Source organism: Nitratireductor lacus (genome assembly GCF_056431025.1).
In genome coordinates this window covers 1-11,986 of the sequence record NZ_JBWKMB010000012.1, presented here as the reverse complement: position 1 = coordinate 11,986, position 11,986 = coordinate 1, and the positions used below count along the sequence as shown (strand labels likewise).

The following is an 11,986-nucleotide window of genomic DNA, read 5'->3' as shown; positions in this document are numbered from 1 at the left end:
CCATCCTGCTGGCGACGGCCCTTGTGGGCGATTCCATGCCCCGGGTCTGGGCGCAGGGCGAGATGTCGTTCACAGAGGAGGAGGCGGCAGAGGACGGTGAAAGCCTGTTCGAGGAACTGGAGTCCAAGCAGAAGAACGAAGCCGTGCCCGATGGCGCGAACACCGACTGGAGGGATGTTACCGATCGGGACGTTCTCGGCTGCGCGGCGGGGTTCGGGTGCGAGGGGCTGGGTGTATCGCGGGACGACGCGGTGGTTCTGACGGGGCACGAAACCGCCGAGGGTGCGCGTAAGGCGTATCAGGAACAGTACGAAAATCGCGACGCAGATTCCACCGAGCAGGTTTCGGACAAGGACCCGTCGGCCGATGAAAATCGCGGCGATATGTCGTTCACCGAGGATGAGGTGTTCGAGGACGGTGAAAGCCTGTTCGATGAACTGGAGTCCGAGCAGGGGAATGAACCGGTTCCCGACGGGGGCCGCACCGACTGGAGGGACATTACCGACCGGGACGCTCTGGGCTGCGCAGCGGGGTTCGGTTGCGAGGGGCTGGGCGTATCGCAGGACGATGCGGTGGTTCTGACGGGGCACGAAAACGCCGAGGATGCACGTAGGGCGTATCGGGAGCAGTACGGAAATGCGGACGCTGATTCCACAGAGCAGGACCTGTCGGTTGATGGAAATCGCGGCGAGATGTCGTTCACTGAAGAAGAAGTGCAGGACAACAAGGGGCAGGCCCCAATTGAAGACAGGTTCACGGATGCCGGGATTGCTTCATTCAGTCAGGAAGAAGACGAGCTATGGGCGTGCGCTGCAGGTTTTGGTTGCAAAGGCGCGGCCGCAGGTCTGACGCCCCATGAGGCCCTGCATCGACTGGGTCTGCCCGAATATTCCTACAAATGGCCGCTGGCCGCGTGTGCAACCAGTGCGCCCGGCGCATGCGAGGAAATGGGAATTAGCTTGAAAGATGCGCTCCGGATCATGTCGCATCTGGCCAATCCCAACCGGTGATCGTCGCCCTCTTGCCGCTTGGTGACGCCCATAGCGGACCGTCACAATGAGGGGACTAGCCAAGCCAGCCGACCGGTCCGGACAGTATGCGCGAGGTGAGTTCGGACTGGGTGTGGACGTTCATTTTCGAGAACGCCTTCTTGAGATGGCCGCGCACGGTGCTGACCAGAATGCCAAGCGATTCCGCTGCGTCTTCGGGGGATTTCCCGCCGGCAATCAGAAGCGCGATTTCGGCCTCTTTACCGGTCAGGCCATAGGCAAGCTCGACCAGCGCCACACGCGAGTCCGCCGCGAGCTTCCGCTCAAGGCTGGTACGAAGCACCAGGACGGAGGCGGGTCCCTGTCGCTGCAGGCTCGTCTGTTTCAGCGCCTCGGGGTGAAACCGGAAACCGACGGGCACGTCTTCATGGACAATGGGTGTCTCGCGATGGCTCGTTCGGCTGGCAGGATCGCTCAGCTCGCCCGTCAACAGCCTGCGGGTGAGCTGGTTCAAGAGGCGTTGATCGGTACTCGACAGGTCCCTCGTGGGAAACAACCGGGCTAGTGCCTCGAAATAGGTTCGGTTCGAGTGGAGTAACCCGCCCTCGCTGTCGAGTATTGCAACGCCGATCTGAAGCCGTTCGATGACTGACTGCAGCAGAACACCCAGCGTGGCGTTCATCATCACCTGCCGGTTGAGATTGAACGAACGTTCCCAGTGCGGCATCAGCGACAGGATGCGCTTGTGCAGGGCGGACTCCGCCAGATCGCCGGATCGTTCTGCCTCGTAAATCATCCGGTAGATGATTTCGTTCCAGCGGCTTTCATCGTCGATGGCGTTGTAGCAGAGCTCGACGAGCTCTCCGGGACTCATGTCCTCGGATGCCCCAAGGCTGCTGGTCATCGAAAGCAATTCCGAAGTGAGTTCGGCAACGCCGATTTCAGCGCTTCCTTCTTCCGGATGCCACTCTTCACCGACCCATCGTACAATGCGCTCGGCGATGCCGAAGCGTTTCTCCTCGAGAAACAGGGCCGATCGTGCGCCTTCGATGCGGGCTGATGCGATATCGTCAAAGCCGACACGTTCGAGAAACCGTTCGACAGGCGGTAAAAAACCACCGTCGCGCAACATTGCGTCTTCGCCGCCGAAAAGAATAAGGCAGCGTGTGCCGGGCACCACCGACGCACCCTTCGGCCATTTCCAGGCCGAAAGCATGCCTGAGAAAATATTGTACCAGTATGCGGGTGTGGGCGTCGGCCAGCCGAGCGGATCGGCGATCACGGAATCGATCAGGGCGCGATCCGCGCTCATGACGTCTGCCGGATGCCGGCGCTCTTTCAGGTGCGAGCCCAAAAACGCGTATAGATGATGCAGAGACTGTTCGTCCGGGGTGTCTGCGGAGCCGAGTTTACAGCGCGTCTGCGAGAACGTTTTGCCGAACATGGCAATGGCGCGCTGATTGGGCGGCGGCGAGATCAAGACTATGTGGCGGGCGAGGTCCGGCCAGGTTTTGAGCACTTCCAGTGTCAGCAATGCGGTGATGTTGGGAACAACGACCAGCCGGTGTTCCCAGGGGATGCCTGCGAAGCTCTTTTCGTAGAACAGCCGCATGTCGGCGATGGCGCGCTGCCAGCCACCCTCATAGTCGAGATGTCCCAGCGGACTGTGACTGCCGGTGGATTTGCCGTGTCCGCGCACATCACCTGAATAGGCGTTCCATCCCAGTTGGCGAAAGGCCGCGCCCAGATCGGAGAGCATGCCTGAATGCGTGGGCTGACTGTGGCCAAGAAACACGGCTCTGGGGCCATGCGCCGGCCTGCGACCCGGGTCGACGACCCACTTGCGCATAAGCAGCGGCTGGTTGTCCTCCCCCAGCAGGAACTCGGCATTCATAATTTCATCCCCCAAGCCAATCAGACGCCCGCGCCACCTGAAACAACTCCGGAGTTGTTTACCGATGTCCGCGTGAACCCGGTCTGAACGACGCTGGCAGCCCTTTTGCCATTCGGGCGTGAATATAGAAGAGGCCAGGCAGGGAGTGAAGCGAACGACGACAGGGCAGGATCACTCGACGTAGCGCCTGATGGAAAGTTTGGCGGCTTCGAATTCTTCCAGCATGCCGGGCAACAGGCGGTCGATGCCACCCTCCGAAGCGTTCTCGCCAGCCAGCCTGTCCTGCGCCATGAAAAACAGCACATCATCTTCGACGATGAAACCGAGATTGTGAAAGCGGGCCGCGAGGTCGAGCATTGAGGCCTGTGTGGCCGGTGTGAGTATCTGCAAAACCTCCTTGGTGACATCGCGGCTATCCCTTTTCGTCATGGGGCGCCCGGAAACATGAAACCGCTCGTTGAACTGTATCGACTCTGTCTTGATGTCGCGATCCAACGGGCCCCTGTTGACGATGTTCTCAGGTCGGATCACCGCGCGGATGCCGGTCTTTCGGTCGATCCGGTAAGCGCCGAGCAATGAAAAGAACTGGCCGTAGCCGCCCTTGCCACCGCGCGCGTCGCGCCGCATCTCACGCTTGCCGAGCCCGGCCTCCATCTGCATGGCGCCTACCGCGACCCACAAAGGCAGACTGTCTTCCCTGCTGTCGCCCCAGAACTCGCCATCGAGCCGCACGCCCATAAACGAACCGGCCCGGACTTTCGTCAGTTCGGGTATGCGGGCCTCGATCTTTTCCAAACGCGGTGGTTTTACACGCTGGGAACGGCGTTCGTAATGGCCTTCGGAGTCACGCACCGGGGTTCGTTCAATCTGCCATTCCAGGAACCTGCCGGTATAGGACCAGTCCCTGTCTCGTGCGATCCTGACCCGGCGGACGAGCCGGCGGCCATCCGCATTTTCGAGCATTTCCACCAGAAAGATCGCGCCAAAGGCCAGGGTGGTGACGGCGACCGGAGCAAAGGGAAAGCTGTTGTCGGCAAAGCCGGCGACCATCGTCCATATCAGGGCGAGCAGCGCGACCGGCAGGGGAAGGCGTTTCAGCCAGATGGGAAGCGCAACGCCCTTGCCGGTGCTGGATGTGTCCGGCGTCTCTACCGATATTTCACCTTCGAACGGATCCCAGTGCCGCCGCTTGCTCACGGGCGGTTTCCCGGCAGATCGATTTCGGGCATCGCGCGCACCGCTTCAGCCTCTGCGGTGGCCAGGGAAAAAGGCGAGGCGTGCTCAAGCCCCATCGCACGGGCGATCCAGTTCGAAGGGATGGCGTCGAGCAGGGTATTGTAGCGCTCGACATTGGCGTTATAGAGCCGCCGTGCCGCGCTGATCTGGTCTTCTGTTTCCTCCAGCTGTTTCTGGAGTTCGCGGACACTGCCTGTTGCGCTGATTTCGGGCGTATCTTCGGAGTAGGAAAAAAATGCGTGGAGCGCGACGGACAGTTCGCTCTCCGCCCTCTGCACGGTCTCGATGTCGCTCATGCGCGCGCTCATTGCGCTCTGACGCGCCTCCATGAGCGCGTCGAAGATCCGGTTTTCCTGCGCCATCGCGCCCCGTACAGCCTCGACAAGGGCGGGGATGAGGTCATGACGGCGCTTTAGCTGCACATCGACCCCCGAATAGCCGGTTGCCACGGCGTTTTTTGCCGCGGCCAGCCGGTTCTGCAGATAAATGAGTACGAGTATGCACGCTGCGATTATGACAATGGTCGTGATCATATCTGGTGCCGGAAGCCTCCCGAAATGCGGCGCTTTGCGCACGGGAGCCCTGGCCTGGACCGGCTCATCGCCTCACGGAACGCCGCCCCGCTTCATCTTTTCGTTTGCCGCATTCTCGCGGACGTCAGGTGATCTCATCTGACTGTAGAACGCCGTAGCCGGGCGCCGGCATGGTCGCATCCCCCAAATGAGGGAGCACACGATGCGGCCGGAAGGAAAACGGAAAACCGGATTCTGCCCGAGGTAAAGCTGGTGATCTGGCGACCATGAATGATACTCATCCAGAATGTATTCGCCTTTTGACATCCTTGAATTCGGTCCGATTGTCTTTGTCCTGTTCGCGCCGCTCGTCTATGCGCTTGCGCGCGCCCGCAACGCGACACGGGACGATTTCATTTTCAATTCGGGCCGCACCGGGCTGCTTGCTACGATTGCCGGCATCGTGTGCGGAAACATCGGGGCAGGCACATTTGTCGCACTCCTGCTATTTTCCGATGCCAGCCCGATCCTTGGTGTGTCGCTGGCCTGCGCATACGCGCTGGGGCTCGTGATCTGCGGCGCAATAGCGCCAGTGGTTCACCGACAGTCCAGTCAATATGGCGTTCACGGACTGGTTGATCTCATTGTGGCGGCACATCGTGTCCGTCATCCGTTGGCGGTCTGGATTCCGATCGCTTTCGTTTTCCTGCTGCGCACGGCGGTGCAGCTTCTGGCGCTGGCTGTGATCCTGGCCTCGATCCTGCCGGTTTCGAACCTGGCTGCGCTTGTTCTTGCGAGTGCGTTTACCGGGATCTACACCGCCATTGGCGGGTATCGCGTGGCCACGGAGACCGACATCTTTCAGGCCATCGTCATTCTTGTCGGCATTGGCGTGCTCACGCTGACGAATGCCGGGGGCATGCCGCACATCGAAAACATGTTCGATCTCGGCCCATATAAATTGCCGCTGCTTGTCGGTGTCTGGCTGTTCATTCCCGTCAGTGCGGTCCTTGCCATCGACAATTGGCAGAGAATGGCAACGGCCCGGGCGCCGGCGGTGGCGCGAAGGGCATTTCTGCTTGCTGCGCCCCTATGCCTGTTTTGCTACCTGAGCATCGTCTGGCTCGGGCTCAAGGGGCATGCGGGCGAAGAGGTTCTTACCGTATTGCGTGCGACCATGCCGGCTCAGTGGGCGTGGCTGGCCGACGTCATGCTGATTGCCGTTCTCATGTCGACCATGGACACATTCGTCATGCCGCTCATCACCAGTCTGGAGCGGACGCGCTACACGCTGCGCCAGCTTCAGCTCATGGTGCTGATGCTGTTTTCCGTGCTCGCTGTCGCTGCCTATGCGATGGGACCGCTGCTCAATTCCATTATCGCGGCATTCAGCTCGCTCGTGGTTTTCCTACCGGCCGTACTCGCCGCACTGCTTACGCGGAATCCCCGTGCCGGGTCGGCAGTTCTCTCGCTGAACCTCGGCGTGGCGGTCAGCCTGGTTCTTGTCGGCATCGATCTGAACTATGCCGCGTTTGCCGGGTTTGGAGTTGCCGCGCTGACCTATGGCCTTGGGTGGGGACTGGCGTCGCGGTCCCGCCGCAGTGGCCAACCGCTAAGGAACAGCCAGTGAAGCCGCCTGGTCACCCGCTTCCTTCCGTTTGGGGGAGGTCCCGGCTCTGGTCCTCTTCGATCACCAGCCCTGCAAACCCTTCGCCCTCCATGTGGATCTGAGGGCACGCGCGTGGCTCCCGATTTGAATAATCGTACCAGCACTCCCTGATCCTGTAGGCGATTTTGAGGTCGGCACAGGGCGTTTCTGTGTTGATCCCGGTGGTGGTGTGGAATTGAGACATGCCCGCACTGTCCCAGCCTGTAAAGACCCACTGCAGCGGCAAACGGGTCGATTTGCCATCACGCGCATCGGTGTAGCGCGCCTCTCCATAGAGTGCGTAGAAGCCCTGCTCGCGCTTGTTCACGGTGACGCGTGTTTCGGGCCTGCAAACGCGGTTGCCGGTTTCTTCCACATGGACGGTCAGATGCAGATCGCCCGCAGGCACACGATTGGCCGTCTTCTGCTGACTGAGCGCAAAGGCTGCAATGCCTGCGGCGAGCACCAGACCGCCGAAGACCGACGCGACTATAAGATATTTGGGGGCGGGCATCGGCTTCTCCTGCTCTTGAACTCTTTTCCCTGCAACGCAAGTTGCAGTCCGGCAACTTCATGTTCATGCGCCCAACCGCGTCTGGTTGTCTGGCCGGGCAGTTTCAGTTTTTTGAGGCGTCTGAGTGTCAGCAATATACGCCCCCTGTTTCACCTGGGTCAGGACCATTGCTGCGTGGATACCCGACAGAGGCCCATCCCAAATGGGAGAAAAGCGGCACCTTGCAGCGCGAAATCGTGTTCGTGTTCCACCATGCCGCCGGGGTCGCATGCGGGCCGGTGACGTTCTTACGCATGGCCGGTAGCGCTCAGCTTGAGACTGTCGATGACGTCGGTCACAAGTTCGAGCTCGGCCAGGAGGTTGCGGGCACGTTCCTTCCCATCACGAACTTCACGAAAGACATTCCCGATCTCGAAACGCCGCGCAGCCGAACCGATGCGTATGGTTATCAGCAAGCGATCGTCCACGAACGCCAGCGCCACGCCCCGCCTGTTGTTGAGACGCTCGGTGAGTTCCATGATCCGCTCCATGAAGCGTGGCGTAAGCAGATACCGGGCTTCGATCTGATCGGTGGAGAAGACGTTGAAGCGATCTTCAAACCGGGGGTCTTCCAGCCGGACCCGCTCACCGTTCTGACGGTGCTGTTCGAGCGCATTTCCGATACAGTCGGTGTCCGCAACAATCATGGTTTCGCCGTTGAAGGGCTTGCTGAAACTGTAAACCAGCATCAGGGCCCGCCACTTGGCCTTCTTTTTCGAGAACTTGCCCTCGCACAGCTCGAAATCCACGCCGTCAACATGCCCACCGATTCGATCCTCGAGCTTGACGCTTGTGTAAAATGGCAGGAGCGGTTTGAAGCGGGCGAGCGGGAACTCGAATTTTCTGAGGGTGTATTCAAAGCCGAGATATGCGCAGACGCCGCCAGTCAGAACCTGCTTGTAGCGGTCGGTGAGCCCCAGATAGGCAAGGCCTGCTCCCAACATGCCACCGAAGCCCACGGCAAAGGCGGCCAGCGCAATCGGACCGTCGGACTGGCCCGTCTGCGCAAGGATTGCGATCGCACCGAAGCCGATTACGCCGAGGCCCGCCAGTCCGGTCATGAACCGCACACGCTTTTTCCGGAGTGCTTCGAGAGCGACAAGCGCGGGTTCGATTTAGCCTGCGTAGTAACTGTCGAAGCCATTTTCGGTGGCGTATGTCGCATTGGGCGTGTTCACGGCTGGTGCACCAGATCAGTTATCGCGGGAATGCGACGGCGACATAACAGGGCGATGGGCGTGAAGAGGAAGGCGGCAAACGGGATCGCGAGCACGGCTTATCCTTCTTTCGGAGACATGAATGTCGTTTCCATTCAACCATCATGCAGCCAGACGTTGAGCGCCTCTCCCAAATTGGAGAGGCTGCCCGCCAATCCGTCTCCATGGATGATCCCGACATGAACGAACGTCGCGATGCTTCAACGGCTGTATCGGCAACGGTGCAGTTGTGGCGAAGAGGACACCTGAGGCCGATTTTCACGGGGCCGGACCGGCCTGCTTGTTAAGCAGCCCATCCGGGTTAGAACCTTCGTTGCGACGTGGAGGACCCGAACTTGCGGAATGTGTCATGGTTCTCGGTTGGAAAAAGACATCTGCTCGGACGGCGCGGGAAGCGGTCCAGGGGCGCGTCCGCCAACCAGGAGCGCTTTCTCCAGCCTTCGTGATCGGGCGCCGGCTGGTGTCCTGAGAGCCGGATTTCGACCGGACAAGCGGGGCATCCTAGCCGGAGCCAACCGCCTCGTCCCGGCGCCATTGGTGTACGCCCCCGCCGCCCAAAATGGTGCCCGCTGCGATGCAAGAGCGATCACAATGTGCTGAGGTTGATTTTGTAGACCTGAAATTATTGAAAAATCTGGTAGCGGAGGAGGGATTCGAACCCCCGACACAAGGATTATGATTCCTCTGCTCTAACCGACTGAGCTACTCCGCCGCCTGGAGGCTTCGAGAACCGGTGTCGAAACCAGTCCGGTGCCTCACGAAGACGCGCGGATATAAGGGGGCGTTGTCTGTTGTGTCAAGCGGGGGAGACTGTTTCTTCGGGGAATTTGTCGTGGCTCACGAATTCGCTTAAGAAATGACCCGGTTTTCAAGGGCAGGGTTGAGTCGCGGGGGCGGCGTCTGTATGTGTTTTCAGCGCCAAAATCTCGGGCGAAGGATTTGATGAAACCGCGTATTGCCGTACTCGGATGTGGCTATTGGGGCTCTAACCACATTCGCACGCTTAAGTCTCTCGGAGTGCTTGCTGCCGTGTCCGATGCCAATGAGGCACGGGCTGAAGGCTTTGCCAGCGAGCATGATTGTGTGGCGATATCGCCGGAAGCGCTTTTCGAGCATGCCGGGATCGACGCAATCGTTCTGGCCCTGCCGCCGCAGTTTCATGCCGAGTATGCCATTCGTGCCATGCGCTCCGGCAAGGACGTGCTGGTCGAAAAGCCGATTGCTCTCACGGTGCATGATGCGCAGCGAGCCGTTGCCGTCGCGCGCGAAACCGGACGCATCATCATGGTCGGGCATGTGCTGCGCTTTCACCCGGCGTTCGAAAAGCTCAAGGAGCTGATCGACAAGGGTGATCTCGGCGAGATCCGCTACATCCATTCCCACCGGCTGGGGCTCGGCAAATTCCACACCGAGAACGACGCTCTCTGGGACCTCGCTCCGCACGATCTGTCCATGATTCTGGCCATCACCGGCGCGGCGCCGGAAGAGGTGCGGGGAGAAGGCGCGGCGCTGCTCGATCATCTGAGCGATTTCGCGCATCTGCACATGCGCTTTCCCGGCGGTTTGCGCAGCCATCTCTTCACCTCAAGGCTCAACCCCTATCGCGAACGTCGCCTCACGGTCGTTGGCGACAAGGCGATGGCGGTCTTCGACGACGTGGAGCCCTGGGGACGAAAGCTGGCCGTCTATCGCCACGCCGTCTGGCACGACAGCGGGCACTGGGCCTTCACCACCAATGAGCCGACCTATGTGGATGTGGAAGAGGGAATGCCGCTGACGCGCGAGCTGCAGCATTTCCTCGATTGCATCGAAACGCGCGGCGAGCCGCGCACGACCGGGGAAGAAGCCATTGAGGTTCTTCGCATTCTGACAGCCGGCTCGGTGACACATGGCTGAGGCTTCTTACGGGGCAGGCGAAAGCGTCTGCCCCGTAAGAAGCTGCGTTTCATCGAGGCCGTGAGGCCGCCGGAATGCCAGCCTCCCCGGTTGCGCGGTCTCAGGCGCGCAGTCTCAAGCGCTTTGGGCCGTTGCAACCAGTCGTGTCAACTGGGCTTCGGCTTCCCGGCCGCGCTCCGAACGCTCGATAAACCCGCCGCCGTAGACGCGGGCCTCATTGCCGTCATCCGAGTAGAGCACGCAGGCCTGTCCGGGGGCGACGCCGGCTTCGCCCTCGGTCAGTTCGACCCAGGTCACGCCGTTCTCGTGATGCAGCACAGCCGGGCGCGGCGGGCGCGTGGAACGCACCTTGGCGAACACTTCCATGCCGCCCGCGGGCAACTCGTCAAGCGGGCCGTCGCCCAGCCAGTTGACCTGGCGCAGAAAGACCTTGTGCGTCTCCAGCGCCTCGCGCGGCCCGACGATGACGCGTGCATTCGCTGCATCCAGATGCACCACATAGAGCGGCTCACCTGTCGCCACGCCGATGCCGCGCCGCTGGCCGATCGTGTAATGCATCACGCCGTCATGATGGCCGAGCCTGCGCCCGTCCAGATGCACGATCTCGCCTGGTGTTGCGGCTTCGGGCTTCAGCTTGCTGATGATGTCGGAATACTTGCCGCGCGGCACGAAACAGATGTCCTGGCTGTCCTGCTTGGTGGCGACGCTCAGGCCCATCTCCTCGGCAATGGCACGCACTTCCGGCTTGGAGAGGCCACCCAGGGGGAAGCGCAGATAGTCGATCTGCTCCTGCGTGGTGGCGAAGAGGAAATAGCTCTGGTCGCGATCGGCATCCACCGGGCGGGTCAGGGCGCGGTGTGCGCCATTGGCGCGGCTGCGGATATAGTGGCCGGTGGCGAGAGCATCGGCGCCGAGTTCGCGCGCGGTCTCCAGAAGATCGGCGAACTTGACGGTCTGGTTGCACGAAACGCAGGGGATAGGCGTTTCGCCCGCCACATAGCTCTGTGCAAAGGGATCGATCACCGCCTCGCGGAAGCGCTGTTCATAGTTCAGCACATAATGCGGTATGCCCAGCGTCTCCGCGACACGGCGCGCGTCGTCAATGTCCTGGCCGGCGCAGCAGGAGCCGGGGCGGTGTGCCGCTTCGCCGTGATCGTAGAGCTGCAGGGTCACGCCAACGACGTCATAACCCTGTTTCGCCAGGATGCCGGCGACGACGGAGGAGTCCACGCCGCCAGACATCGCCACCACGATTCGGCAGTCCTGCGGGCGTCCGGGCAGGTCGAGGCTGTTCATTTGTTTGATCTTCTTTGTCTCTGGTCGTGGGCGATTACATGCCAATGCGGCGAATATAGGTCAAGGATCGGGTGGCTGCCAGCACGAAGGTTAACGAGCGACCTCAAGAGCCGGAGCCCGGTTTCCCGGGCCTTTGCTGCCGGACTCGGCGCAATTTGAAACAAATCGGCGGCAAATTCCTAACGCGGGATTCATGTCCGTTACCGTATGCTTACCATGTGTTTAGGCAAATTTTAAAGCCGGCGCAGTAGCTTGTGTAACGGGTCTTGAGTTCAGGTAGAGAGTACTATGACCGAAATGGTTCGACCGCGCGTAAAATATGTCATCGGCCCGGATGGCAGTCCGCTGACAATTGCGGACCTGCCTCCGAGCAATACGCGCAGGTGGGTTATCCGTCGCAAGGCGGAAGTGGTGGCCGCAGTGCGCGGTGGGCTTTTGAGTCTTGAGGAGGCCTGTCAGCGATATCGTCTGACGGTGGAGGAGTTCCTCTCATGGCAGGCTTCCATCGATGATCATGGCCTGGCGGGGCTGCGGACGACACGTATCCAGCAATATCGGCATTGATCCGGTTTCGACGCGCTTCTCCCGACAGCGGGACAGCGCGGCGACTGCCGTTCAAACCCGAAACGGGCCGGCGCCATGCGCCGGCCTCAGACCACTGACAAACCCCGTCGATTTTCGGCGGGGTTTTGTTCAAGTGTGTGCGGTTTCTGGTTTTTGCCTGTCAGGAACAGGCGTCATCAGG

10 protein-coding genes and 1 tRNA gene are annotated in these 11,986 nt (G+C 60.7%); 4 read left to right on the top strand and 7 right to left on the bottom strand.

Annotation, left to right across the window (positions count from 1 at the left end):
* Window positions 1-23: 23 nt before the first annotated feature.
* Window positions 24-1,010, top strand: a complete 987-nt coding sequence (locus tag AC07E3_RS11570) for a hypothetical protein (protein WP_336069519.1) — start codon at window positions 24-26, stop codon at window positions 1,008-1,010.
* 55 nt (window positions 1,011-1,065) lie between these two features.
* Here the strand turns inward: AC07E3_RS11570 and AC07E3_RS11565 are convergent, their stop codons facing one another.
* From AC07E3_RS11565 to AC07E3_RS11555, 3 genes are all read right to left on the bottom strand, one after another.
* On the bottom strand, window positions 1,066-2,883 hold the full coding sequence (locus AC07E3_RS11565; RefSeq protein ID WP_336069521.1) for a serine aminopeptidase domain-containing protein: 1,818 nt from the start codon (window positions 2,881-2,883) through the stop codon (window positions 1,066-1,068).
* Between the two features lie 171 nt (window positions 2,884-3,054).
* Complete coding sequence (locus AC07E3_RS11560) at window positions 3,055-4,080, bottom strand: hypothetical protein (RefSeq protein ID WP_478362017.1); 1,026 nt, start codon at window positions 4,078-4,080, stop codon at window positions 3,055-3,057.
* Window positions 4,077-4,652: a LemA family protein gene (locus AC07E3_RS11555; protein ID WP_478362015.1), complete on the bottom strand. Its 576-nt coding sequence runs from the start codon at window positions 4,650-4,652 to the stop codon at window positions 4,077-4,079. The genes AC07E3_RS11560 and AC07E3_RS11555 overlap by 4 nt, the downstream gene beginning before the upstream one ends.
* A gap of 286 nt (window positions 4,653-4,938) precedes the next feature.
* Between AC07E3_RS11555 and AC07E3_RS11550 the strand changes: the two genes are divergently transcribed.
* Complete coding sequence (locus AC07E3_RS11550) at window positions 4,939-6,261, top strand: sodium:solute symporter family transporter (RefSeq protein WP_478362013.1); 1,323 nt, start codon at window positions 4,939-4,941, stop codon at window positions 6,259-6,261.
* 10 nt (window positions 6,262-6,271) lie between these two features.
* Here AC07E3_RS11550 and AC07E3_RS11545 read toward each other — a convergent pair whose 3' ends face one another.
* The 3 genes from AC07E3_RS11545 to AC07E3_RS11535 form a co-directional block, all read right to left on the bottom strand.
* Window positions 6,272-6,793, bottom strand: a complete 522-nt coding sequence (locus AC07E3_RS11545) for a hypothetical protein (protein WP_478362011.1) — start codon at window positions 6,791-6,793, stop codon at window positions 6,272-6,274.
* A 287-nt stretch (window positions 6,794-7,080) separates the two neighbouring features.
* The gene (locus AC07E3_RS11540) at window positions 7,081-7,893 is read right to left on the bottom strand and encodes a DUF3137 domain-containing protein (protein ID WP_478362009.1); all 813 of its coding nucleotides are present in this window, start codon (window positions 7,891-7,893) and stop codon (window positions 7,081-7,083) included.
* Between the two features lie 791 nt (window positions 7,894-8,684).
* Window positions 8,685-8,761: transfer RNA gene (locus AC07E3_RS11535), tRNA-Met, on the bottom strand.
* Between the two features lie 230 nt (window positions 8,762-8,991).
* On the opposite strand from AC07E3_RS11535, the gene AC07E3_RS11530 reads away from it, so the two are divergent.
* The gene (locus AC07E3_RS11530) at window positions 8,992-9,945 is read left to right on the top strand and encodes a Gfo/Idh/MocA family protein (RefSeq protein WP_478362007.1); all 954 of its coding nucleotides are present in this window, start codon (window positions 8,992-8,994) and stop codon (window positions 9,943-9,945) included.
* A gap of 114 nt (window positions 9,946-10,059) precedes the next feature.
* On the opposite strand, the gene mnmA is transcribed toward AC07E3_RS11530, so the two are convergent.
* Complete coding sequence (gene mnmA, locus AC07E3_RS11525) at window positions 10,060-11,241, bottom strand: tRNA 2-thiouridine(34) synthase MnmA (protein WP_065815512.1); 1,182 nt, start codon at window positions 11,239-11,241, stop codon at window positions 10,060-10,062.
* 288 nt (window positions 11,242-11,529) lie between these two features.
* On the opposite strand from mnmA, the gene sciP reads away from it, so the two are divergent.
* On the top strand, window positions 11,530-11,805 hold the full coding sequence (sciP, locus tag AC07E3_RS11520) for a CtrA inhibitor SciP (RefSeq protein WP_007009631.1): 276 nt from the start codon (window positions 11,530-11,532) through the stop codon (window positions 11,803-11,805).
* Window positions 11,806-11,986: the final 181 nt, after the last annotated feature.